General features: G+C 72.3%; 23 protein-coding genes and 1 pseudogene. 15 read left to right on the forward strand and 9 right to left on the reverse strand.

What is annotated here, in order from left to right; genetic code table 11:
- Window positions 1-229 (reverse strand): annotated as a pseudogene (locus TR49_RS45555) (hypothetical protein); the annotation flags it as partial.
- A gap of 139 nt (window positions 230-368) precedes the next feature.
- Between TR49_RS45555 and TR49_RS14925 the strand changes: the two are divergent.
- The 3 genes from TR49_RS14925 (at window position 369) to TR49_RS14935 (ending at window position 2,752) form a co-directional block, all read left to right on the forward strand.
- Window positions 369-836 (forward strand): MarR family winged helix-turn-helix transcriptional regulator, encoded by a 468-nt coding sequence (locus TR49_RS14925; RefSeq protein ID WP_042381830.1) that lies wholly within the window; start codon window positions 369-371, stop codon window positions 834-836.
- A gap of 2 nt (window positions 837-838) precedes the next feature.
- On the forward strand, window positions 839-1,279 hold the full coding sequence (locus tag TR49_RS14930; protein WP_042381832.1) for a MarR family winged helix-turn-helix transcriptional regulator: 441 nt from the start codon (window positions 839-841) through the stop codon (window positions 1,277-1,279).
- Between the two features lie 267 nt (window positions 1,280-1,546).
- Window positions 1,547-2,752 carry a YncE family protein gene (locus TR49_RS14935; RefSeq protein WP_201776188.1) on the forward strand — a complete coding sequence of 402 codons (1,206 nt, stop codon included), beginning with the start codon at window positions 1,547-1,549 and terminating at the stop codon, window positions 2,750-2,752.
- 24 nt (window positions 2,753-2,776) lie between these two features.
- Here the strand turns inward: TR49_RS14935 and paaI are convergent, their stop codons facing one another.
- Window positions 2,777-3,211, reverse strand: a complete 435-nt coding sequence (paaI, locus tag TR49_RS14940) for a hydroxyphenylacetyl-CoA thioesterase PaaI (protein ID WP_084724910.1) — start codon at window positions 3,209-3,211, stop codon at window positions 2,777-2,779.
- Window positions 3,212-3,291: 80 nt separating this feature from the next.
- Between paaI and TR49_RS14945 the strand changes: the two genes are divergently transcribed.
- Both TR49_RS14945 and TR49_RS14950 read left to right on the forward strand, forming a co-directional pair.
- Window positions 3,292-3,726: a MarR family winged helix-turn-helix transcriptional regulator gene (locus tag TR49_RS14945; RefSeq protein WP_201776189.1), complete on the forward strand. Its 435-nt coding sequence runs from the start codon at window positions 3,292-3,294 to the stop codon at window positions 3,724-3,726.
- Entirely contained in the window at window positions 3,723-4,226 is a 504-nt protein-coding gene (locus TR49_RS14950) for a hypothetical protein (RefSeq protein WP_201776190.1), read from the forward strand. Before TR49_RS14945 ends, TR49_RS14950 begins: the two co-directional genes overlap by 4 nt.
- A 15-nt stretch (window positions 4,227-4,241) precedes the next feature.
- On the opposite strand, the gene TR49_RS14955 is transcribed toward TR49_RS14950, so the two are convergent.
- On the reverse strand, window positions 4,242-6,800 hold the full coding sequence (locus tag TR49_RS14955) for a GH92 family glycosyl hydrolase (protein ID WP_084724911.1): 2,559 nt from the start codon (window positions 6,798-6,800) through the stop codon (window positions 4,242-4,244).
- Here TR49_RS14955 and TR49_RS14960 point away from each other — a divergent pair.
- The 5 genes from TR49_RS14960 (at window position 6,724) to TR49_RS14980 (ending at window position 9,706) form a co-directional block, all read left to right on the forward strand.
- Window positions 6,724-7,131 carry a SpoIIAA family protein gene (locus TR49_RS14960; RefSeq protein WP_052434307.1) on the forward strand — a complete coding sequence of 136 codons (408 nt, stop codon included), beginning with the start codon at window positions 6,724-6,726 and terminating at the stop codon, window positions 7,129-7,131. The two genes, TR49_RS14955 and TR49_RS14960, sit on opposite strands and share 77 nt — an antisense overlap.
- Window positions 7,132-7,284: 153 nt before the next feature.
- Complete coding sequence (locus tag TR49_RS14965; protein ID WP_042381833.1) at window positions 7,285-7,641, forward strand: ArsR/SmtB family transcription factor; 357 nt, start codon at window positions 7,285-7,287, stop codon at window positions 7,639-7,641.
- Window positions 7,638-7,850, forward strand: a complete 213-nt coding sequence (locus TR49_RS14970; RefSeq protein ID WP_152627273.1) for a DUF6126 family protein — start codon at window positions 7,638-7,640, stop codon at window positions 7,848-7,850. The genes TR49_RS14965 and TR49_RS14970 overlap by 4 nt, the downstream gene beginning before the upstream one ends.
- 52 nt (window positions 7,851-7,902) lie before the next feature.
- Complete coding sequence (locus TR49_RS14975; protein ID WP_042381837.1) at window positions 7,903-8,277, forward strand: STAS domain-containing protein; 375 nt, start codon at window positions 7,903-7,905, stop codon at window positions 8,275-8,277.
- A 229-nt stretch (window positions 8,278-8,506) separates the two neighbouring features.
- A complete protein-coding gene (locus TR49_RS14980; RefSeq protein WP_042381839.1) occupies window positions 8,507-9,706 on the forward strand; it encodes a helix-turn-helix domain-containing protein in 1,200 nt (399 codons plus the stop codon).
- A gap of 34 nt (window positions 9,707-9,740) precedes the next feature.
- Here TR49_RS14980 and TR49_RS14985 read toward each other — a convergent pair whose 3' ends face one another.
- Window positions 9,741-10,043: a hypothetical protein gene (locus TR49_RS14985; RefSeq protein ID WP_042381840.1), complete on the reverse strand. Its 303-nt coding sequence runs from the start codon at window positions 10,041-10,043 to the stop codon at window positions 9,741-9,743.
- A gap of 251 nt (window positions 10,044-10,294) precedes the next feature.
- Here TR49_RS14985 and TR49_RS14990 point away from each other — a divergent pair, with 251 nt between their 5' ends.
- Together TR49_RS14990 and TR49_RS14995 are read left to right on the forward strand one after the other, a co-directional pair.
- Complete coding sequence (locus TR49_RS14990) at window positions 10,295-11,656, forward strand: uracil-xanthine permease family protein (protein ID WP_042381842.1); 1,362 nt, start codon at window positions 10,295-10,297, stop codon at window positions 11,654-11,656.
- 163 nt (window positions 11,657-11,819) lie between these two features.
- Window positions 11,820-13,175, forward strand: coding sequence for a DUF2254 domain-containing protein (locus tag TR49_RS14995; protein WP_042381845.1), 1,356 nt, complete (start codon window positions 11,820-11,822; stop codon window positions 13,173-13,175).
- 5 nt (window positions 13,176-13,180) lie between these two features.
- Here TR49_RS14995 and TR49_RS15000 read toward each other — a convergent pair whose 3' ends face one another.
- Together TR49_RS15000 and TR49_RS15005 are read right to left on the reverse strand one after the other, a co-directional pair.
- Complete coding sequence (locus TR49_RS15000; RefSeq protein WP_052434308.1) at window positions 13,181-15,505, reverse strand: Dyp-type peroxidase; 2,325 nt, start codon at window positions 15,503-15,505, stop codon at window positions 13,181-13,183.
- 83 nt (window positions 15,506-15,588) lie between these two features.
- Window positions 15,589-17,358: a galactose oxidase early set domain-containing protein gene (locus TR49_RS15005; protein WP_042382051.1), complete on the reverse strand. Its 1,770-nt coding sequence runs from the start codon at window positions 17,356-17,358 to the stop codon at window positions 15,589-15,591.
- Window positions 17,359-17,511: 153 nt separating this feature from the next.
- Here TR49_RS15005 and TR49_RS15010 point away from each other — a divergent pair, with 153 nt between their 5' ends.
- Window positions 17,512-17,916 carry a hypothetical protein gene (locus TR49_RS15010; protein ID WP_042381848.1) on the forward strand — a complete coding sequence of 135 codons (405 nt, stop codon included), beginning with the start codon at window positions 17,512-17,514 and terminating at the stop codon, window positions 17,914-17,916.
- Between the two features lie 33 nt (window positions 17,917-17,949).
- Here the strand turns inward: TR49_RS15010 and TR49_RS15015 are convergent, their stop codons facing one another.
- Both TR49_RS15015 and TR49_RS15020 read right to left on the reverse strand, forming a co-directional pair.
- Window positions 17,950-18,594, reverse strand: a complete 645-nt coding sequence (locus TR49_RS15015; protein WP_042382052.1) for a GAP family protein — start codon at window positions 18,592-18,594, stop codon at window positions 17,950-17,952.
- A 183-nt stretch (window positions 18,595-18,777) separates the two neighbouring features.
- On the reverse strand, window positions 18,778-19,749 hold the full coding sequence (locus TR49_RS15020; RefSeq protein ID WP_042381849.1) for an aldo/keto reductase: 972 nt from the start codon (window positions 19,747-19,749) through the stop codon (window positions 18,778-18,780).
- A gap of 140 nt (window positions 19,750-19,889) precedes the next feature.
- On the opposite strand from TR49_RS15020, the gene TR49_RS15025 reads away from it, so the two are divergent.
- Entirely contained in the window at window positions 19,890-21,722 is a 1,833-nt protein-coding gene (locus TR49_RS15025) for a glycoside hydrolase family 15 protein (RefSeq protein ID WP_042381850.1), read from the forward strand.
- A 76-nt stretch (window positions 21,723-21,798) separates the two neighbouring features.
- On the forward strand, window positions 21,799-22,353 hold the full coding sequence (locus TR49_RS39965) for a hypothetical protein (RefSeq protein WP_052434309.1): 555 nt from the start codon (window positions 21,799-21,801) through the stop codon (window positions 22,351-22,353).
- Here TR49_RS39965 and TR49_RS15035 read toward each other — a convergent pair.
- Window positions 22,318-23,703: a serine hydrolase domain-containing protein gene (locus TR49_RS15035; RefSeq protein WP_042381852.1), complete on the reverse strand. Its 1,386-nt coding sequence runs from the start codon at window positions 23,701-23,703 to the stop codon at window positions 22,318-22,320. The genes TR49_RS39965 and TR49_RS15035 overlap by 36 nt on opposite strands.
- Window positions 23,704-23,821 lie beyond the last annotated feature (118 nt).

Here is a 23,821-nt window from a genome sequence, read left to right on the forward strand (position 1 = left end):
CGACCGCCAGTCCGAGCACCACGGCCGCAGTGATCAGCAGGGAGGTGCGACGCCGCCGCGGCGGCTTGCCCACGGCCCGCGCGCCGCCCCCGCCCGGCGGCTCCCCGGGCGCCGACGCGGGGACCGTGGGCGGCCCCCCGGGGCCGGACGGAGGACGGCCGGACGAGCCGGACAGCGGGCCGGACGGAGGACCATGCGGAGGACCGGACGGGGGTTCTTGGGAGCTCACGGCAGGCCTTCCTGACGGTCGACGCGGACGCGCACCCCATTCTCGGGGCCGGTCGGGCGGCCCCCGCAAACGGAGCTACGCCAGGCGTGCCCTCGAAAGACACTAGCCATGGACATAGTAGCCATGTACTGTATCCCTCATGAGCGAAGCATCCCCGGAGCCGACGCCCGGCTTCCTGGTCTGGCGTCTGTCGACGAAGTGGCGCGTGGCCGTCGACCGGGCCCTGGCGCCGCACGGCCTCACCCACGCGCAGTACTCGCTGCTCGGGTCGCTGCTCGGCATGCAGCGGTCCGGGCGGCAGCCGACGCAGCGTGAGCTCGCCGACCACACCGGTCTGGAGCCGCTCTACGTGTCCAAGCTGGCCCGCGCCCTCGAGGGCGCGGGGCTGGTCGAACGCACGCCGCACCCGACCGACACGCGGGCCGTCCGGCTGTCACTGAGCGACCGCGGGCGCGATACGACCGAACGCGCGGTCACCGTCGTCCACGACCTCCTGGACCAGCAGTTCGCACCGCTCGGAGGGCTCGACAGCCCCCGCACCAGGACGTTCACGCGCGAGCTGACGGCCCTTCTCGGCACTCCACTCGATTCCACGATCAAGGAGTAACCATGTCCACCACGCCCACCCTGAACGGCCAGGTCATCGGGCAGGCGCACCTCGCCACCCGCGCCCTGCTCGGCCCCGTGCTCGACCGCACCGGCACCACGTTCGACCAGTCCGTGGTGCTCAACGCCCTTTCCGGCGGCGACGACGACCGGGCCCAGCTGGTCGCCCGGCTGGCCGGAAACCTCAAGACGACCGATGCGGCGGTGGCCGACGTCGTCGCCGGGCTGGCCGCGGCGGGCCTGCTGGAGCCGGCGCCCGGCGACGGCTCCCGCCTCCGGCTCACGGACGCGGGCCTGACCCGCAACCAGGAGATCCGCACCGCGATCGACGCGCTCACCCGGCGGCTCTACGGCGACATCCCGGCCGAGGACCTGGCGACCGCCGGCCGCGTCCTGGCCCTGGTCACCGCCCGCGCCAACGCCGAGTTGGCCGCCCTGCGCTAGGCCGGGCGCCGACCGGGCACGACGAGGCACGCGGCGGCATCCCGCTCAGTTCACCGTGACCGTGAGGGTCTCGGGTGTGGTCGCCCGGGGTCCGGAACGCGGTGACGAGGCCCGCGGCCGCGCAGGATTTCCCCCGCACGCCCCTTGGCTCCTGCGCCCGAACTCCCTACCGTCGAGTAGCCATGAATGGCTTGAGGTGAGCACTTCACAAGACGCGGGGAGGCATCCATGCGGGCGATCGGCACCTTACGCGGGACCGTCGTGGCGGTGAGCGGCGCACTCCTGCTCGGAGCGGGGCTGGCCGGTCCGCCGGTCGGGACGGCTCAGGCCGCCCAAGCCGCTCAAGTCGCCAGCGCGGCCGGCGGATTGCGCGACGTGATCGTCGTCGGGAACAGCCAGGCCGGGACCGTCAGCTTCATCGACGCCCATACGTTCGCCAACCTGGGCTCGCTGAACGTGACCGCCGACGCGCAGCAGGTCATCGCGCAGATGAACCCGATCCAGTGGGCCGGATTCCAGACCGTCACCTCCGTCGAGGGCGGCAACCGCTGGGTGGACGACGCGCAACTGTCGCCGGACGGGCGGACGTTGTACGTGTCCCGGGGCAACCTCGACGACGTCGCCGCCTACGACATCGCCACCGGGCGGCAGTTGTGGCGCACCCGCCTCGACGGCTTCAAGGCCGACCATGCCGCGCTCTCCCCCGACGGCACCCGCTACGTCGTCTCCGCGACCACCGCGCAGAAGGCGGAGGTGCTCGACACCGCCGACGGCAGCGTCGTCGGCTCGTTCCCGACCGGGACCTATCCGCACCAGAACGACTACTCCGCCGACGGCCGGTACATCTACAACTCCAGCATCGGCGTGACCTCGCTGCCGCAGTCGCTGGAGTGGGCCAAGGGAACGTTCCAGCTCACCAAGGTCGACGCGCGCACCCTCCAGGTCGTGCAGACGTGGCTGTTCCCGCACGGGATCCGGCCCAACGTGATCGAGCCGGACGGCCGGACGATGTTCACCGACCTCTCCTACCTGAACGGCTTCGCCCAGTTCGACCTCACCACCGGCCGCCAGGTGCGCACCTACCCGATGCCCTACAGCGCGGCGGGCGCGGCGCTCAGCCCCGACAGCTACCCGCAGAACTCCGCGCACCACGGCCTCGCGCTCTCCGGCGACGACTCACGCGTCTGCGACGCGGGCACGATCGACGACTACGCCTCCGTCGTCGACGCCGCCGACGGCTCGACCGTCGGCACCGTCACCTACCCGACCGGCAGCCTCCCGTACTGGGCGACCAGCAGCGCGGACGGCTCGCTCTGCTTCGTCTCGCTCAGCAAGGGCGACGCCGTCTCGGTGATCGACTACGCCACGGGCAAGGAGCTCGCCCGCGTCCCTGTCGGGGTCTTCCCCCAGCGTGAGCGCACCGGCGCGATCGACCCCGCCGTCCTGCCGGACCTCTCCCCGTCGGCGGGCTGAAGCCGGACCCCCGCGGGCGTGGCCTCAGGACCTGAGGCTGCGGCTGCGCCCGCGGAACTCCGCGACGACCTCGTCACCGCGGCGCACGGTCACGTCGTAGACGCCGCTGCGCCCGTAGCGGGTGCGCTCCTCGGCCGTCGCGACCAGTTCGTCGCCCTCCAGGACCTGCGTGACGAAGACGATGTCCGCGCCCGCGGCCACCGTGACGGGCCCGTGGGTGTTGCAGGCGCACGCGAAGGCGCTGTCGGCCAGCAGGAAGACGTACCCGCCGTGGCCGATGCGGTGGCCGTTGACCATGCCCGGGGTGACCTTCATCCGCAGCACGGCGCGGCCGGGCCCGACCTCCTCCAGATGGATGCCGAGGGCGGCCGAGGCCGTGTCGCCGTCGAAGTACGCGCGGGCTGCGGCCAGGCCCGCCTCGACGGCGGACGCCACGTCGCTGCTGCCGGGATTCGTCATACCTGCAGGCTATCCGCGCGTCCGGACGACCGACAGCATCCCCTTGCCCCGGATACAACGAAATCGTAGTATCCGAAACCGTGGGAAAAGAATCCGCGCCTGCCGACCCGTCGCCGCTGCTCGCCCTCCAACGGGCGACGCACGCGACCCTCCAGGTCATCGCCGCCGAGCTGGCGAGCCTGGACATGACCGCGTCCGAGATCAACGCGCTGGCCAACCTCGCCGACGGGCGCCCGAGGACGGTCTCGGAGCTCGGCGCGGCCGTCGGGTCGCGGCCGACCACGCTGACCAGCGTGCTGGACCGGCTGGACCGGCGCGGCCACATCACCCGCGGTCCGCACGCGGGCGACCGCCGGGCCGTGGTCGTCGAGCTGACGCCCTCCGGGCGGACGGCCGCCGACCAGGTCCGGTCGACCCTGACGGAGCTGGAGCGGCGGGCGCTGGCCGGCCTGCCACCGGAGGCCGTGGCCGGGTTCCACCAGGTACTGCAAGCACTGACAGAGGTGTCGTCATGAATCACGACCGTCACGACATGGACCGTCACGACATGGACCAGCACGGCATGGACCAGCACGGGATGGACCAGCGCCGCATGAACCACGACGAGGTCCCGCCGCCCGCCTTCCGGGCGTTGATGGCGGAGGTGACGGCGGACGGGCAGCGCTTCGGGCACCGGCAGCACGTCGAGCTGACCTGGCTCGCCGTACGCCGCCACGGCGCGTCGCACGCCGCCGAGCTGGTCGGCGAGGGCATCCGCCGCACGGCGACGGCGGCCGGGGCGCCGCAGAAGTTCCACGTCACGATGACCCGCGCCTGGGTCGAGCTGGTGGCCCATCACCTCACGGCCGACGCGGGGCCCTCCGACGACTTCGACACGTTCGCCGCGCGCCACCCCGAGCTGCTGGACAAGGCGCTGCTGTCCCGCTTCTACCGCCCGGAGACGCTGGCCGGCGCCGCGGCCCGGGTGACCTGGGTCGCGCCCGACCTGGCCCCCTTCCCCTGGCAGCACGCCTGAGGGAGGGGACCCCCGTCAGGGGTACTCCGGCAGCCCGTCGGACGGGCCGGTGCCCCAGGACGGGGAGGTCTCGGGGGTGAGGCCGAAGTCGAGACTGTCGGTGGTCAGCGCGTCGGTCCAGGTGCGGCGGCTGTCGCGGCCGTCGCTGGTCAGCGCGGCGATGTGGTCGCCGGATCCGTGCGTGATGATGATGAGGTCGTCGCGGCCGGGGCGGTGGACCACGGCGCGCGGGAACAGCGGCGTGGACAGGGCCAGGGTCGTGGTGCCCGGGGTCTCCGGGTAGAGGCCGAGCGCGGCCCACACGTACCAGGAGCTGAGCGCGCCGAGGTCGTCGTTGCCGGGTTCGCCGTCGGGGGTGTCGGCGTAGAGCTGCTCCATGATGGCGCGTACCACGCTCTGCGCCCTGGCCGGACGGCCGGTGCCGTCGTAGAGCCAGGGGGTGCCGATCCCGGGTTCGTTGCCCTGCCAGTGGTACGGGCGTCCCGGGCCCGCGTTCAGCTCGTCGAAGTACCGGTCGAGCCGGCCGTTGGTCGCGCTCGGGCCGCCGAGCAGCCGGACCAGGGCCGGGAGGTCCTGCGGCACCATCCACAGGTACTGGGCGGCGTTGCCCTCCTGGAAGCCGTCCTGGGCCTGGCCGTCGCGGAGGTCCCCCAGCGCGGACCCCGGCGGGAACGCCCCTCCGGGATCACGCGGGCGCAGGTAGCGGGTGGCCGGGTCGTAGAGCCTGCGCCAGTTGCGCGCGCGGTGGCGGAACCTGCCCGCCGTGTCGCCGTCGCCGAGGGCGGCGGCCAGGCGGGAGACGGCGAAGTCCGCGACGGCGTACTCCAGCGTGGTGGACGCGCCGTTGTGCACGTGGGAGGTGGAGTCCTGACGGTCGTTGGGCACGTAGCCCAGCCGCAGGTACTGGTCCTCGCCGGGCCGCTCGGTGTACCAGCCCTGGCCGCGCGGGCCGCCTGTGTCCTCCGCGCCGTGGACCATCAGCCGCAGCGCGTGGGCCGCGTCGAACCCTCCGTCGCCGAGCGCGCTGATCTCAGCGATCATCGAGTCGGCGGGGTCGCCGTTCATCACTCCCGTGTAGCCGTCGGCGTAGGGCCACTTGGGCAGCCAGCCGCCCTGGTCCGCGTCGGCGAGAAGGGAGGTGGCGAGGTCGTCGGCCCGCCCGGGGAAGAGCAGCGCGAGCAGCGGGACCTGGCAGCGGTAGACGTCCCAGCCGGAGATGTTCGTGTACTGAACGTGGCCGGGCGCGACGCGGTGGATCCGGCCGTCGAAGCCGGAGTAGCGGCCGTCCACGTCGCTGAAGGTGTCCGGGTGGAGGAAGGAGTGGTAGAGCGCGGTGTAGAAGACCCTCCGCTGGGCGCGGCTCCCGCCGCCGACGCTGATCGCTTCGAGCGCGGCGCGCCAGGCCGCGCGGGCCCGGTCCGCGACCGTCCGCACGTTCCAACTGCCGGCCTCGGCGTCCAGGTTGGCCCGCGCGCCCTCCTCGCCGACCCAGGAGACGCCGGCCTGCATCCGCACCCGCGGCTCGCGTCGCGTGTCGAAGGTGAGCGTCGTGCCCGGCACCGGACCGTGCGCGGAGGCGCGCCACCACGAGGCCCGGAAGGACCGGTCGAAGCGGAGGACGAAGTGCAGCGTGGAGGCGTGCGGAGTGCTGCAGAAGTGACCGGAGGTCACCTGCCCGGCGAGCTCGCGGTCGTTGACGACCCGGACCGTCGCACGGGTGCTGGCCGTCGCCCCTCCGGCGACGTTGACGAGGAGCGCCGCGGACGCGCGGCGGGGGTAGGTGAACTGCGCCGTGCCGGTCCGCGTGGTGACGCTCAGCTCGGTCCGGACCCCGTCGGCGGTCACGGCGTAGTAGCCGGGGCGCGCGGTCTCCTGACCGTGGTCCAGCGGCAGCCGCGCCGACTGCGGTTTCGCCGGCACCGCGCCGGGCAGCGGCAGCACGGGCACGTCCCCGTCCGCAGGGCACCCAGGGCCGGACAGGTGCGTGAGGCTGAAGCCCGTGATCTGGCGGTCCCCGTAGGCGTAGCCGCCGCCGTCCGGTCTGGACGGCGTGTCGGGGCTCCACTGCACCATCCCGAACGGCGCCGAGGCTCCGGGGAAGGTGTCGATCCGCCCGACCCAGCGCCCTCCCTCGCCCGTGCCCACGAACGGATCCACGTCCGCCGTCGGGTCCCCGCCCCCGTCCCGGGCGGCCCACCGGTCAGCCCCCACCCACCCCTGCGCCGCGCCTGGAGCAACCACTCCGGCCATCACGACCGCGACCGCCACAGCACCGGACACGGCAACGCGACCGATCCGCACGCGCATCCCCTCCCTCTCCCGCTCTCCCGGGTGACACCCCGTCACAGCCTGGATGTCGCACAGTAGGTCGGGCGCCGAACCGCCCAGGAAGCCACACCGCCCCGCCGCAGCGCCTCCCCCGATCGTGTCCACGCGTTGACCTGTGTGGCCGCACCCGCGCGGACACGCCCGCCACCGCGGACGCCCACGGTGGAGGATGTCCCTCCGGGGCCACCTCGTCGGATCGGAGCTCGCCGTGATCGAGAAGCTGGAGAACCTGCCCGAGGGCGTCATCGGGTTCAAGCTCCACAGCCGCCTGACCGGCGAGGACTACGACCAGATCCTCTCCCCCGCCCTCGCCTCGGCCGCCGGGGCGGGGCCGATCCGGTGCGTCCTGGTCGTCGAGGAGTTCCACGGCATGACCGCGGAGGCGATGAAGGACGACATGAAGCTCGGCCTGGAACACCTGCGCGGTTGGAAGCGCATCGCCGTCGTCACCGACATCGCCTGGATCTCCAACCTCACCAACCTCTTCGGCTGGATGATCCCGGGCGAGACCAAGGTCTTCCCTCTCTCCTCCCTCCCTGCCGCCACCGCCTGGGCCGCCGCCCCGACCGACAGCTGAGGCCCGGCGGCCGGACCGACACAGTCGCCCCCACCTGCAGGTGTCGCAAATTGAAGATTTCTTCAATTGCTGCGATGCTGCCCTCGGTGCCCGGCAGTCGGGTGGCAGGTCACGGCGACGGGTGCGCAGGGACGCAGGGAGGAGCGCGGGGCGGTGCCGGTTCCGCTGTATCAGGCGAAGGCGGAGTTCTTCCGCATGCTCGGTCATCCCGTGCGGATCCGGGTGCTGGAGCTGCTGCAGGACGGGCCGATGCCGGTGCGAGAGCTGCTGGCGAACATCGAGGTCGAGCGGTCGAACCTGTCGCAGCAGCTGGCCGTGCTGCGGAGGTCCGGGATCGTGACGTCGGCACGAGAGGCGGACACCGTCGTGTACTCGCTGGCCGGGCCGGACGTCGCCGAGCTGCTGGGCGCCGCACGGCGGATCCTCACCGAGCTGATCGCCGGACAGCAGGGGCTGCTCGACGAGCTGCGCGCCGCCTTGCCCGTCGACGCCCTCACCCGGGGGCGGTGAGCACCGTGTCCGAGGAGAGCACCCGGATGTCCGACGAGTCCGCTCACGCCGACGCCGCCGTTCCCGTGCCGCGCGAGGACGGCTCGGAGGGCAGCGGCCGCCGGTCGAACAAGGGGGTGTGGATCCGTGCGTTCATCTACGTCATCGGCTTCCACGTCTTCGCCGCGTTTGTGATGCTCCTCTTCTATGCGGGCTCGCACCGCCACTGAACGCCGCGCACGCACCGCGCCTCCCGTCCCACGCCGTCAGAAGGAGCCGACCATGACGATCCAGTGGCACCTCACCACCCGGCCGGCCGCGGACGTGCTCCAGGTCACGGGATACCTGGGGGACGACGCCGTCACCCGCTTCGGCGGGGCCGTGGGCTGGGCGCTGGCGCGCGGGCAGGGGCCGTTGCTGCTCGACCTGTCGCGCCTCAAGGGCTGGTCCGCGGGCGGGCGGGACGCCGTCGCGGAGGCGGCCGCGCGGCTCGCCGAGAGTGGCCGGCCCCTGGAGCTCGTCGCCGGGCCCGGCGATCCCGCCCTGCCGCCGCCCGCGGGCCTCACCACGTACGCGGATCTCGCCTCCGCGCTCGACGCGCACGCCGGGACCGCCTCGGAGGGCGAGGTCTGGCACAGCAGCCAGTGGGACGACTGAGCGGGCGGGCGGCTCGCGCTCGCTTGGGGAGTCACTTGACTCTCCTTGGTGGATCGTTTACTGACGTACCGACACCTGGTGGGACGACACCCCCCACCGGTGGGGGTGGCGTGGCGCGCATGGTGTGGTGAGGTGAGCCGTGACGTAAGGCGCAAAACGGTTCGGAAACCCGAAATGGCGAGAACATGCCATACACGTCGGCTCGGGGCGAAGGACGGAGGGGTCGACGATGGGCACGGCGGCGCTGCTGGACTGCGTGGAGCTTTCAGGACCCGAGGAGGCGCTGTACCTGCGGCTGCTGGCCGAGCCCGGCCGAACCGTCGCCGATCTCGGCGAGGGGCTCGGCCTCCCCGCGTCACTGGTCCGGGCGCGCCTCGCCGCGCTCGCCGCGCTCGGCCTCGCCACGGAGGACAGCGCCCGCCCGGGTCCCGCACCCAGCCCCGAGCACGCACGCGGCGCGCTCGGCGTCGACGCCGGGCACCCGCCGCGCCTTCTCCGCGGCCGCGATGGAGAACACGAGGGACACGGAGGACACAGCGGTCACGGCGGGTCGCTGCGGCCGGACGTGCACGACACGCACGACGCCGCAGGGGGCGTCTGGCGCGCGACCGCGCCCGACGTCGCACTGGAGGCCTTGGTCCGCGGCCGCGAGGCCGAGCTGGTCCGGCTGCGCGGACGCGTCGAGGAGCTGATGCGCGGCTACCGCCACGGCCAACGGGCCGCGAGACCGGAGGAGTTGATCGAGGTCGTCAGCGGCCGGGAGGCCATCGCCGCGTGCTGGCGCTCGCTGCAGTCCGGTGCGCGCGGCTCCGTGCGGATTCTCGACAAGGCCCCGCACATCCTCGTCTCCACCCCGCAGGACGAGGCGGTGGTGCTGCGCAGGGGCGTGCGCGTGGAGGTCATCTACGAGCACGAAACCGTGCGCGACGCGCAGCAGCTCACGGCGATCCGCGACTGCATGGCCATCGGCGAGCAGTCGCGGATGCTGCCCACCCTGCCGTTCAAACTTGCGCTGGTGGACGACCGTTGGGCGCTGCTTCCGGCCGGCACCGGCACCGCGCTCGACAGCGCCCTGGTGGTGCGACGCTGCTCCCTGCTGGACGCGCTGTCCCGGCTGTTCACGCTCTGCTGGTCGCAGGCGATGCGCATCCCCCGCGCCCAGACCGAGCCCGAGCAGGGACCGGACGCGGGCCCGGCGACGGAGCCCGGCGGCGGCAGCCCTTCGACTGCCGCACCGGCCGAGCCCCTGCGCCGCCGCCGCGAGGTGCTCACCCTCCTCGCCACAGGGATGACCGACGAGAGCATCGCGCGGACGATGGGTGTCTCCACCCGGACCGTGCAGCGCCTGGTCCGCGAGTTCATGGACAGCTGCGGCGCCCGGACCCGTTTCCAGGCCGGCGTCCACGCCGCCCGCGAGGAACTGGTCTGACGCGTCCCCCCCCCCGGCGGCAGGGCGTCCGGGATCAGCCCTCGAAGGTCCGCTCGTTCAGCACGTCGAGGTTGCGGAACACCGGCGGGCCGTCGCACAGCGCCGCGAGCCCGGCAGCGAACTCGGCCGTCTCCGGCCGCTTGGAGTTGTCCATCGCCTGCTCGTACGACGGGAACTCCACGATGTTCAGGTACACGTTCTCCTTGTCCCGGTCCCGCGTCTGCACGGCCCGGCTCGCCAGGCGGTGGCCCGCGTTCTTCTCGACCCAGCCGTCCAGCAGGGCGTTGAACTCGTCGATGCGAGTCGTCCTGTACTCGATGATCTGAATGAACTTCACGGTCCCGTCTCCTCCACTCGGCAGCGCACTGACCGGCTGCTGCGTCCAGTGTCCGCAGGGCACGGACCTCGGAGGCGCCGCCTCGCCGCGACAGGGCATGCTGAATTGTGAGTCAAGGTGGCCCGGGACGAGTTCCTTCACTTCACCCTCGAACATGACCGGTTCCATGCGTTTCAATCGGTAATGTTCCGTTCTGCAGGGAAGGGCCGGCCGACAGCGCCCGTCCACGCGACGAGAGCGGTGACGCACCCATGCCCAGGTTCGGCTGGACCCTTCACGGCGACGGCAAGCACATCCGGACGGGCGAAGTCGTCAAGCCCTGGGAGCGGCTGAGCTGGGGACGCACCATCGGCCTGGGAGCCCAGCACGTCGCGTCGATGATCGGCGCGTGCTACGTGGCCCCGATCCTGATGGGGCTCAATCCCAATCTGACCGTGATGATGTCCGGCGTCGCCACGATGCTGTTCCTGGTGATCACGCGTGGCGCGATCCCCAGCTATCTCGGCGCCAGCCTGTCCTTCGTCGGAGCCGCGGCGACGATCCGGGCCCAGGGCGGCTCGACCGGCCAGATCACCGGGGCCATGCTCGTCGTGGGCCTGGTGCTCGCCCTGTTCGGCGTGGTCGTGCAGCAAGGCGGGGCGCACATCATCCAGGCGATCCTGCCGCCCGCCGTCACCGGCGCGGTGGTGATGCTGATCGGTTTCAACCTGGCTCCGGTCACCGCCGGGACCTACTGGCCCCAGGACCAGTGGACCGCTCTCGCGACGATGCTGGCGACGGGCTTCTTCCTGGTCGCGCTGCGTGGCTTCGCCTCACGCATCGCCATCTTCCTGGGGCTGGCATTCGGCTATGCGCTCTCGTGGAGCCTGGACCGGATCTTCGGCAGGATCCACTCCGACGACGGCTCGGGGAAAGTGACGGACCACTGGCGGCTCGACCTGTCGGGCGTCGGTCCGGCCAAGTGGATCGGTCTGCCCGACTTCCACGCTCCGCACTTCTCTCCCTCGGCGATCCTGGTCACCCTCCCCGTCGTCATCGCCCTCGTCGCCGAGAACACCGGCCACGTCAAAGCGGTCAGCGAGATGACCGGCGCCGACCTCGACTCCCGGATGGGCACGGCGATCGCCGCGGACGGGGTCGGCACCATGCTGTCCACGGCCGTCGGCGGCGGGGCGACCACCACCTACGCCGAGAACATCGGCGTCATGGCCGCCACCCGCGTGTACTCCACCGCCGCCTACTGGGCCGCCGCCTGCTTCGCGCTCCTGTTCGGCCTGTGCCCCAAGTTCGGCGCCGTCGTCGCCGCGATCCCCGGCGGGGTCCTCGGCGGCATCACCGTCGTCCTCTACGGCATGATCGGCCTGCTCGGCGCCCAGATCTGGATCCGCAACCGGGTGGACCTCACCAACCCGGTCAACCTCATCCCCTGCGCCACCGGCGTCATCATCGGCGCGGGCGGCGTCACCCTGCACATCAGCAAGAACTTCACCCTCGGCGGCATCTCCCTCGGCACCCTCGTCGTCCTCACCGGCTACCACGCCCTCCGCGCGCTCGCCCCCGCCCACCTGCGCGAGACAGCCGGACGCGAACTGGGAAGGATGGACGGTTCCTGACACCCCCTTCGCCGGACACCCCCTTTCGCAGTCCGACGGCGGGTGCTGCCGCGCCGGGAGCGGACGCCGGGGTTAGCCTGAGGTCAGGCGCGCCGGGAGGGCCGGCCGGCAGCCGCCCAGCGAGCGCCCGGAGGCGCTGCCGTCGATCCCGCCGGAGATCTTGATGTCGCGCACCTCCCGCTCCCGCAGCAGGGCCCGGGCGGCCGACTGGCGGCGCGAAGGGCGCCGCACCAACCTCTGGCTGGTCCCGGCGATCGAGGCGCTGGCCGCCGCGGTCCTGTTCGCGCTCACGCTCAGACTCGACCGCGCCGCCTACAACGGCGATCTCCACCTGCCCAGCTGGGTCCTCAGCGGCGGCGCCGACGGAGCCAGGCAGCTCCTGACCACGGTCGCCGCCGCCCTCATCACCGTCGTCGGCCTCGTCTTCTCGATCACCATCGTGGCGCTCACCCTGGCCACCACCCAGTTCGGACCGCGGATGCTGCGCAACTTCATCCGCGACCGCGGCACCCAGCTCACCCTCGGCACCTTCGTCGCCACGTTCCTCTACGCGATCCTGGTCCTGGTCGCCATCAGTCCCGGCCCGCACGGCGACTTCGTGCCCCACCTGTCCATCACCACCACCCTCGCGCTCACCCTGGTCGACCTGGCGACGCTGATCTACTTCATCAACCACATCGCCCGCTCGATCCAGCTGCCGCAGGTCGTCGCGTCCATCGCGCACGACCTGGCGGACGCCATCGACGACCAGAGCGCCCTCGGCGCCGACGCGCCGGACCGGGAGGAGCGCGGGCTGTCCCCCTCCGAACTGCTCGCCCGGATGCGGACCGAAGGCGCCGTCATCACCACCTCCGCCAGCGGCTATCTGCAGTACCTGCGGCACGACCGGTTGGTGCGCATCGCCCGCGACGCCGACGCCGTGATCCACATCCCCTACCGGCCGGGCCACTTCCTGGTCCAGGGCCACCCCCTGGCGTTCGTGTGGCCGCCGCAGGCGGCTGCCCACGTCACGGCCGACCTGCGCCGCGGCCACGTCACCGGCCCGTACCGCACCCTGACCCAGGACGTGTCCTTCGGCTTCGACCAGCTCGTCGAGATCGCCCTGCGCGCGCTGTCCGCCGCCATCAACGACACCTTCACCGCGATCACCTGCATCGACTGGCTCGGCGACTGCCTGTGCCGGATCAGCACCACCTGGCAGCCCCACCACGTCCACCGGGACCGCCACGGCCACGTCCGCGTGATCGCCCACCAGCCCGACTACGACCGCCTCGTCCGACGGTCCTTCGAGAAGATCCGCCAGGCCTCCGTCGCCATGCCAGCCGTGATGATCCGCCAGCTCGACGCGCTCGACAAGGTGATGCGGCAGACCCACGACCCGGCGCGTCGCAGGCTCCTGATGGAGCAGGCCGACCTCATCCTCCGCACCTGCGACGCCACCGTCCCCGAGCCGTCGGACCGCGCCGATGTCGAGCGGAGCCATCAGGCCCTCCGCGCCGCCTACGAAGAGCCCGGCTGACCGCCTCAGCCGAGGTTCACCCATTCGCGCAGGGGACGGTCGTCGCCGACGCGGGTGTCGGTGTGCTGTTCGCCGTCGGCGACGCAGACGGTGCGGACGCCGTCCGGGTGGAAGACCCAGAAGTGGCTTTTGCCCGCCGCGCGTTGCATGGTGGGGACGGGCAGGAAGGCGTCGACGTGGTCGATCCCGGCGAGGGAGGGCCACAGGTTCAGGCCCGCGTCGTCCCGGATGCGGGTGTCGGTGTGACGGTCGCCGTCGGCGACGGAGATCATCCGGTGGACCTGGCGCTCGCGCCCGCCCGCGGCGACGGTGTGGAAGACCCAGTACCAGCTGGCGCCGCCCACGCGCTGCATGTCGGGCACGGGCAGCACGGCGTCGACGTGGGAGACCCCGGTCAGGGAACGCCACTGGTCGAGTCCGCGGTCGGCGACCTCGACCTTGCCGGTGTGCGCGGCCCCGTCCGCGACCGAGACGATCCGGTAGGCCTGGGCCCCGGACACGGTGTGGAAGAGCCAGTACCAGCTCTTGCCGCCGACCCGCTGCAGGTCCGGGATCGGCACGATCGCGTCCACCGCGGCCACCCCCGCCAGGGCCGGCCAACCGGTCAGGTCCTGGCTGGGCCGCAGCACGAGGTCGGTGGTGTCCTGGCCGTCGGGGAGCACGAGGGTCCGCAGCCTGTCCCGGCGGAACATCCAGAACTCGCAGGCCCCGCCGACGCGCTGACGGTCGGGCACGGCGAGGAACGCGTCGACGCGGGCGGCCGTCGGTGTGCCGTCGGGCAGACGCCCCTGCGCGAGGGCCTTGAGCGTGCTGATCGAGGGGGCGAAGGCGTACACCGCGCCCTCGGTGCGCACGAAGCGCCGGACCTCGAGCGGGGTGGTCCTGCGCTCGGAGCCGTCGGGTGCGGCGCTCTCGTAGTGGAGCACACCGGCGTTCACGTCCGGCAGGCGACCCGCGATCATCGCGTCCGGGCCGGGCTTGGCCGCGCGGCCCGGAGGGAACTCGTCGGTGTTGATCCAGGCCTTCTGGATGAACTCGAACTGCTCGACCAGGTCGGCCTGGTAGCAGACGAAGAGCAGGCCCCGCGCGGCGTCGGGGCCGCCCGCGGCGCCGGAGGTCGGGTCGAAGGGCCGGCCGTAGGGGGCGCCGCGGCGCATGATCCGGCGGGCGTCCATGAACGCCTCCGGGACCGGAGCGCCGTCGACCAGCCCGTCACGCGGGGCGCACTGGCGCAGGTGGGAGAAGAGCGGGGTGCGCAGCCCGTCGGGGTCGTCGGCGAAGCTGAGGTCGTTGTCGCGGGTCGCGGAGGCGTCGTTGACCGGGTCGTGGGTCGGGCACGTGTGGACCGGGGCCCCGGAGCGCCAGCGGCCGACCATCCGGGCGGCCAGCCACTCGACGCCCGCGTTCGTCGGCACGGCGCCCTTGACCTGCTTGAGCGTGGCCAGTTGGTCGGCCACCTGGGCCCACCAGCCGGGCACGTCCTGGGCGAGACGGCGGATCACCTGGAAGGAGCCGTCGGCCATCCACGACGGCATGTCCGCCGCCGGGTAGCGGCGGCGGTCGCCGTCGAGCCGGACTCTGGGGCGACCGACGACGAACTCCCCGGCCGGGATGAGCCGGGTGCCCGGGTGCTCCTTGGCGTAGCCCTTGCGCCGCGGGTCCTCCTCGTCGAAGCCGGCCACGCCGGGCTCGCTGACGCCGTCCTTGAAGCCGAAGTGCTCCTTGCCGCGCCGTTCCCCGGTCAGGGTGGCGGCGTTCTGCTGGAACACGATCACCGCCGCGGCCCGGGTGGCGGCCTCGCGCTGCGCGTCGATGGCGGTCTGGAGGTCCTCGGGCGTGTCGGAGGCGATGGTGAGGACAGCGTGGACGGTCCGGCCGCCGTCGTGGCCGAACAGCCAGTGCTCCCGGGCGCTGTCGTCGACGTCGCCGACGTCGACGGCGCGGGCCCAGGCGCCGTCGGCGAAGGCCTCCAGGGTGGTGCCCTGGGGCGGGCGAGGGACGGGCGCCGGGTCGCCGGAGAGGAGCTGGATGCCGGGGTGGGTGAGGCTGACGCCGAGCCAGGTGGCCTTCAACGCCTCGGGATCGTCGCCTCCCGAGGTCCTGCGGGCCGCGCTGAACTTGCGGTTGAACGCAGCGACCTGCCGGGTCGTGGCGATCCGGGGAGCAAGCTCGCCGAGCCAGGCCTGGGCGGGCGCCCGGTCGACGAACTGGAGGAAGAGCAGGCAGACGTGGTCCTTGCGGAAGCCGGCGATGACGTCGCCCTGGATCTCGGTGCTGTCGCGCAGGGGCAGGGGCGCGGGCGGGGCCGGGTCGGCGGCCGGGGTGGTCATGGGGGGTGCTCCGCTCGGAGGGGACGGAGCTCGGGCGGCGGATGGTGGGCCGGCCGCCCGAGCGGGGGTGGTCGTCGGCCGGATCAGCCGTTGGGGCTGAGCTGGATCCACTTGGCGATGCTGGGCACGCCCTTCGCGTCGAGCAGGAACAGCATGTAGTAGCCGGGCGGCGCGGCCTCGGGGGACGGCGGCGTCTTCAGCAGCAGCTGACCGTTGGACCTTTCGGCGATGGGCAGTTCGAGGTAGCGCTGGCTGGTGTCGACCGAGTGTGTCGAGGTGATCGGCGCGAGCAGGACCGCCTTGGTGACGTTCGTCGAGGTGGTGTCGACGGGGAAGAACCGGTTGTAGCCCTGCGCGCGGGTGGGCACGTCGGTGAGCGTGGGGCGCGGGCCCTGGAACAGGTACGGGGGTTCGTAGATCTCGATGGAGCCGTTGGCGTCCGGGTTCTTGATGTCCGGGTTGGTGGCGAGCTCCTGGAGTTCGTCGCCGGTGACCATGATCCGGCCGTCGGGCAGCAGCACGGCGTTGGAGTGGTAGCCGCGCGGGATGCGCTGGGCCGGCCCGAGGGTCCAGGCGCCGTTCGCGTCGCGCGCCTCCGTCTGACGGTACTTCAGGTCAGCGTTGGGGTTGAGGTCGCCGAAGCCGTAGTCGCGGATGCCGTACGAGCCGTTGACGGTGAACAGGTTGCCGCCGGGCATGATGAGCGTGTCGTCCATGGCGCGGCCGAAGGCGCGTGGCGTGCTCTTGGTCCACCGGCCGCCGGAGAACAGGTAGGTGTTCGGGTCGTCCCGGTTCCCGCCGAGGATCAGCACCGAGTTCGGGCCTGCGGTGCCGTTCGGCAGGGCGACCGCCGACCCGTACATCCGCAGCCCGCCGTCGGGGCGGTTGGGCAGTTGGGTGCGCGTCTCCTTCACCGGGTCGAAGAGGAACTGCTGGTCGGCGTCGCGTCCGAAGCCGTAGATCTTCCCGTCGTTGAGCGAGAACAGATGGGGGTAGTCCATCCGGTAGGGGGCGTCGGCCTTCTGCCACTGGTCCACCGGGTTGTTCTCGGTGAAGGTGCGGCCGTAGGTGACGTCCGTCCCGGCCGCGGGGAAACGCTCGATGATCGGGGTCGCCGTACCCCAACCCAGCTCGGTCTGGCCGGACATGATGGTCTGCCGACCGTCCGCGCCGGTGACCACGGTCGGGTACCAGCGGCCGACGGACATGTCCTGCTGCCGGAGCCACTTCTCCGTCCAGGGGTCGAAGACGAACGAGAACCGGGTGCCGGCTCCGTTGTTGCCGCCGAAGTTGCCGCCGAACACCGCGACCATGCCGTTGGGCAGGTACGCGTGCCCGGCGCAGAACAGCGGGGCGGGGCGCGGCTGGTCGAGCCCGTCGTCCACGTTCACCACCGGCGGCGGCACGGCCTTGAACGCGTTCGGCCCGGTGCCGAGGCTCGGGTCCCACAGGTAGGCGCGGCCCGCGTTCTCCTTGCCGATCGTCTGCGTCGGGGCTGGCTCCTGCTGCGGGTTGGTGGTGATCCGCTCGAAGGAGAAGAGCAGCACCTTGCCGGTGGGCAGCAGCGCGACGTGGTCGCCGAAGTCCGGGGAAGGGAAGAAGTCGGTGAACCGCCCGAACTTGCCCAGGTCGGTGAACTTGGCGTTGAGCGCGGCCTGCGAGTCGGTCAGCGTCTTCAGGCGCAGCGCCCGGATCGGGTCCGGGTAGTCGCCGACCCCGCGCACGCTGCGCGCGCCGGGCGGCTGGTCGGCGGCGTAGCCCCGGGCGGTGGGAAGCGCCGTGGACAGCGCGGTCGTGGTGCCGAGGGCGAGAGCGGCGCACGCCACGAGCGCCGCGGACAGTCTGTGTCGCATGGGCAGGAACACTCCTATTCGTAGCTGACGGCAGCCAGACAAGCAGCCGCAAGGACTGTTCGTATGCAGACACGCGCGGCGGAGCGGAGAAATTGAACGTGCACATGCTCAAATGGCCGTGCATTCGACCCGCCGACAGAAACGGACGCCGAAGTGATCACCAATCCCAGCCGCGCGGCCCTCACCGCGGCAGCCGCCGCGCTGCTCGTCCTCGCGGCCGCCGCCGACGGACAGGCCGCCGACGCCCGCCGGAGCATGCAACCCCACGCCGTCACCGGCGTCCTGATCCCCGGCGGCGCCGACGGCACCGAACACAGCCTGATGTGCCCACCGGACGAGAACGTCCTCGGCGGCGGCTTCACCGTCTCCGCCCCGCCGGGACGCCACCTCGCCCCGACACCGGACGACGTCCTCTCCAGCCGCCCCACCGCCGACGCCACCGGCTGGACCGTCGCCGTCGCCAAGACCACCCTCCCTCAGAGAGGCGAGGCGGCCGAGCCCGCCGATCTGACCCTCCAGATCGTCTGCACCGAAGGTCAGACCGCCCCCGGCGACTGACACGGATGGCGATGGCGTCGGCCCACGGAGCCTTCAGGTGACCAGCTCGTAGATGCTCCTGGCGGTGAGATAGAGCCCCACCAGCAGCGAGAGGGTGACGATCAGCTGGTCCTGGTGCTCTTCGAGCCAGGTCCGCAGGGCTTCGAGGCGGGCGTGTGCGGCGCCCGGCGCCCAGACGGTGTAGAGCTCCATCACCAGCAGACTGAGGGTGGCCAGCAGGCAGTAGCCGCTCAGGGCCAGCCAGTCGTCGGCGGCGGAGAGGTCGGCGTCGACGACCGTGGCGGCGCCGGCCCCGACCATGGCCCACGGCTGGAGGAGCCAGGCAAGCCCGGCGGCGGTGCCGAGCGAGGCGTCGTCGACGCGCTCCGTCCAACGGGGTGGCTGGTGCGGACGGGGCGGCCGCCGACTGCGGTACCCGCCGAACACCACCAGGCCGACGCCGATCGCCAGCTTCGCGGCCACGGCCGCGGTCGAGGGTGCGCTGTGGTGGACCGGCGGCGTCCCGCCGGTCAGCAGCACCACGCAGGCGATCACCGCGACCAGGTTGGCAAGCCAGGAGAGCAGGAAGGCCAGCCCCTTGCGGACGCCGCGCCGCGAGGACAGCAGCAGGATGAAGGCGCTGTTGTGCAGCGGCCCGAGGGTGATGGCCGCACCGATCACGATCAGGTCGAGAACCACCGGGTCGGCGCTCCCTCGGTCCGGGACCCCGCCGGGCACGCCGGGCTCCGGTGTGCCCGGCGGGCGGGGCGGCGGCGCGGATCGCGCCGCATCCCGACTCTGCGGGGCCCCGGACGCCCAGGTCAAGCAGGCCGCGCCGTCACCGCGTCGACACCGCGGGAACGGACGCGGCCTGCCGGGGTCCTACGCGAAACCCGCGGTCGCGTGAGGAGCGTAGGCCTCCTCCAGGAACTCCGCCTCCGCGTCGTCGAGGACCAGGTCCACGGCGGCGATCGCGTCCTTCAGATGCGGCAGCCCGGTCGCCCCCACGATCGGCGCGGAGACCACCGGATTGCGCAGGATCCAGGCCAGCGCGACCTGACCCGCGGAGACCCCGCGCTTGCCGGCGACCTCCTGGACCCGCTCGACGATCACCCGGTCGCTCTCCAGGTACAGGCTCTTGCCGAACTCGTCGGTCCCCGAGCGCGCCGTCGAGGCGTCCCAGGGGCGGGTCAGCCGTCCCCTGGCCAGCGGGCTCCACGGGATCGAGCCCACGCCCTGGTCCGCGCAGAGGGGCAGCATCTCGCGCTCCTCCTCGCGGTAGAGCAGGTTGTAGTGGTTCTGCATGGAGACGAACCGCGTCCAGCCGCCCAGTTCGGCGGTGAACTGGGCCTTGGCGAACTGCCAGGCGTACATGGAGGAGGCCCCGATGTACCGGGCCTTCCCCGCCTTCACCACGTCGTGCAGCGCCTCCATCGTCTCCTCGATGGGCGTGTGGTGGTCCCACCGGTGGATCTGGTACAGGTCGACGTGGTCCGTCCCGAGCCGGCGCAGGCTGTTGTCGATCTCGGCGAGGATCGCCCGGCGCGAGAGCCCGGAGCCGTTCGGGCCCGGGCGCATCCGACCGTGCACCTTGGTCGCGATGACGACCTCGTCGCGCCGCGCGAAGTCCTTCAGCGCCCGTCCGACGATCTCCTCGCTGGAGCCGTCCGAGTAGACGTTGGCGGTGTCGAAGAAGTTGATCCCGGCGTCGAGCGCGGCACGGATGATCTCCCGGCTGGGCTCCTCCGGAAGCGTCCAGGTGTGGTTGCCCCGGTTCGGCTCCCCAAAGCTCATACAGCCCACGCAGATCCGGGAGACCTCCAGGCCGGTGGCCCCAAGGCGGGTGTAGCGCACGGTCGTCCTCCTCATCCCGGGTCGGCGCTCGGGAGGCCCACCCGGCTCACCTGCACGCTACCCGCCGAACGCGGATCTCGATCTAGCATGAAGGGGAGGCTTCATCTCCAGGCCCGCGGCGCGGCGGCGGGGAGGTCGGCATGGCGTTCGACACGACTGGTCTCGGGCAGGCCCCCAGCGGCACCCACTACAGACCGATCTCCGAGCACGGCCTGATCGGCGATCTCCATACGGCCGCGCTGGTCGCGACGGACGGCACCATCGACTGGTACTGCTGCCCCCGTTTCGACGCGCCGAGCGTCTTCGGGTCCATCCTCGACGCCGCCCGGGGCGGGTCGTTCGAGCTGGCCGCCGAGATCCCCACCCGAACCCGGCAGTTCTACTTCCCCGACACGAACGTGCTGATCACACGGTTCTTCGCCACGGACGGGGTGGCCGAGATCCAGGACTTCATGCCCGTCGCCGACGGGCCCGTCGAGGGGGCCAGGCACCGGCTGATCCGGCGGGTGCTCTGCGTCCGGGGAGCCCTCCCCTTCCGGGCACGCGTCGCGCCGCGGTTCGGGTACGGCGCCGAGCGGCACACGGCGCACCTCGAAGGCCACGTGGCGGTGTTCCGGTCCCCGTCCCTGGCGCTCGCGCTGACCGCCACCGCGCCGCTGGAGAGCGACGGGGTGGACGTGTGGTCGCACTTCAAGCTCCTCGAGGGCGAGTCCCACGTGTTCGCCCTCGACCAGATCGGCGACGACGTCCCGCCCCGGTCGTGTCCGCGTGCCGAGGCACAGGCGGAGGCCGAGGCGACCGTCCGGTTCTGGCGCCACTGGCTGGCCGGGTCGCGCTACCACGGGCGGTGGCGCGAGATGGTGAACCGCTCCGCACTGGTGCTGAAGCTGCTCACCTACGCGCCGACCGGCGCGATCGTCGCCGCGCCGACCACCAGCCTGCCCGAACAGGTCGGCGGCGAACGCAACTGGGACTACCGGTACGTGTGGGTCCGCGACGCCGCCTTCTGCGTCTACGCGCTGCTGCGCCTCGGGTTCACCTCGGAGGCCGAGGCGTTCATCGGGTTCCTCTGCGACCGGATGCGAGGCAGCGCGCCGACCGGCCCGTTGCAGATCATGTACGGCATCGACGGGCGCAGCGAGCTGCCCGAGTACGAGCTGACCCATCTGGAGGGACACCTCGGCTCCGCACCGGTCCGGGTCGGCAACGCCGCGACAGGCCAGCTCCAGTTGGACATCTACGGGGCGATGATCGACTCCGTCTACCTGTACGACAAGTGGGGCCGGCCCATCAGCAGCGCCGACTGGGAGGAGATCGGCGCGGTGGCGGACTGGCTGTGCGAGCACTGGGACCAGCCCGACGAGGGAATCTGGGAGACCCGCTCGGGCCGCAGGAACTTCGTGTACTCGCGGCTCATGTGCTGGGTGGCGCTGGAACGGGCGATGCGGATGGCGGCCCGCCGCGGGCTGCCGGCCGACCTGCCCCGCTGGCGCGAGTCCCGTGACGCGATCTACCGGCAGATCATGCGGCGCGGCTGGTCGGCCGAGCGGAGCGCGTTCGTCCAGTCCCTGGACGACGGCGAGCTGGACGCCTCGCTGCTGATGATGCCCATGGCCAGGTTCATCGCGCCCACCGACCCCAAGTGGCTCTCCACCCTGGACGCGCTCACCGGGGACCTGGTGTCCGACTCGCTGGTCTACCGCTACAACCCGGCCGCCAGCCCGGACGGCCTGCGTGGCTCCGAAGGCACCTTCTCGATCTGCTCGTTCTGGTACGTGGAGGCGCTGGCCCGCGCCGGCCGACTCGAGGACGCCCGGCTCGCCTTCGAGAAGATGCTCACCTACGCCAACCACCTCGGTCTCTTCGCCGAGGAGATCGGTCCGACCGGCGAACAGCTCGGCAACTTCCCCCAGGCCTTCACCCACCTCTCGCTGATCAGCGCCGCCTTCAACCTCGACCGGGCACTGGGCTGACCCGACGTCAACCAGGGCGACACGGCTGGCTGTCGTAGGCGGCACGTACGCTCTGCTCATCGACCGAGGAGGGGTCATGGGCTTCACCGGGGACTTCGTGCTGGCACGCAGCGACGTACCACTGCGCGAACGGGCCCTTTTCGCGTCCGGCTGCACGGACGGCCATCTGGACTGCGTGTCCTCCTGCCGGTCGCGCCCCGGGGGCTGGCAGACCCTCCAGATCCACCATGGGGTCAGGGACGACTCACTCGCGGCATTCCAGGAGCTCGTCCATGACACGGCCGCCCCGATCCTGATCGCGAACGTGATGGACAGCGATGTGTGCCAGGTGCGCGGCCTGACGCCGTCGGGGGCCCGGTGGTCGACCTTCCTGGATCCCCCCGTGGCGGCCGACTACGGCATCCCCGAACCCGCACCCGGCGCAGCCGCGGACATCACCCGGTGGGCGGCGGAAGCCGGGTTCACCGCCGACGCGGAGGCCCTCGCGGCCGTCCTGACCAAGCGGGCGGACCCGTTCGTCGAGACCCTGCTCTTCGAGCTGATCGACGCGTGCGGATTCCCGACGGGCCTCCCCGACGGGGTGCCGGTGCGGCCCTCAGCGGTGGGTGCTGAGTTCCTCGGCGAGCCGTAGGGCGAGTGCGTCGAGGCGGTCCGGTGGGGACTTGCTGGTCAGCAGGGCGAGGCTGAAGGAGTGGTCCGTCGACGTGACGAGCTCGGCAGTGAAGCCCTCTGTCGCGCCGCCGCGGGTGATGACGGTGCCCGCGGGGAGGTCGAGCAGGGCCACACCCGGGCCGAAGCGGCGTCCGGCGGGGCCGGCCGGGGCGGTGCGGGTGAGAGCCGAGGCCACGATCGGGTCGTCGGCGGCGCCGAGGGCCGTCGCGAGGGTCAGCATGTCCGGGAGGGTGGAGGTCATGCCGCCTGCCGCGGGGAGGTGGGTCGGTGCGGCCGAGGCGGGGGACAGCCGACCGGCGGACGCGTGGTAGCCGGTCACGGTCCTGCGGAGCGGCTCGCCGGGCGGCTGCAGGGTGGTGCCGGTGAGGCCGTGTCGGGCGAGCACCGTCCGCGTGCAGTACTCGGTGAAGGGTTCCCCGGTCACGGACTGGATGATTTCTCCCAGCAGCTGGTATCCGAGGTTGGAGTACTCGGCCCGGGCCCCGGGGGCCCAGGCGAGCCGGATCCGCGGGGCGGCCTCGGCCAGCGGGGTGCCGTGCCGCATGCGGGTTCGGTCCAGCAGCACGTCCTTGGTCAGTCCCGCCTGGTGCAGCAGTGCCTGCCCGACGGTCGGGGAGGGGTCACCCGGCGCGGCGGGCACCAGCACCGGCGCAGGCAGGTGGCGGTCGATCGGCGCGTCGAGGTCGATCAACCCGCGCTCGGCCAGCTCCGTCACCGCCAAGGCGGTCACCACCTTGGTGACGGAGCCGACCCTGAACACGGCCTGCTCGCTCAGCGGGGCCAGGGTGACGAGGTCGCAGGCGCCGAGGAGCTCGCGGTGAACGACCTCGCCCCGCACCGCGAGCGCCGCGGCCGCGCCGACGATGCAGCCGCGGTCGACGGCTTCGCTCAGCAGGCGGTGGATCCGGGCCGCACTCGGGCCGGGCAGCTGGGACTCCACCCGGTCGAGCTCGCGCAGCGCGGGCGCGACCGCGTCCCACGCCACCGCGTCGGCCGCGAGCGGCCGTGGCCGGAACTCGCGGATCCGGTGGGGCGGCGCCGACTCCAGCGCCACCCGCACCTCCCACCAGCCGGAGCCCGTCTCCAGGACCGCGCACGCCGTCCACGTGTCCAGGGTCTCCACCCGCTCGATGCGCGCGGTGTGCTCCCTGAAGACGCTCAGCCGCTCGTCGCGCGCGAGCACGGCCGCGAGATCTCCACGCGCCGTCAGACGCTCCGACAACCGGTCAGCGAACTCCCCGGGTTCCACCCGCCCGGCGAGCGCGGCCACCACCCAGTCGACCGCTGCATAGACCAACTCGACTGCCATGCCCTGAGCTTAGGGCCTGCCTTGTGGATCGGGCCGTCGCGGGCCCGGCATGATCCACAAGACCGGCCCGCGGGCGGAACCACGGCCGGTACGCTGCGGTCTCAAGCCGTGAGGCGGC

This window comes from Streptacidiphilus melanogenes, assembly GCF_000787835.1.
In the GTDB taxonomy this organism is placed as follows: domain Bacteria; phylum Actinomycetota; class Actinomycetes; order Streptomycetales; family Streptomycetaceae; genus Streptacidiphilus; species Streptacidiphilus melanogenes.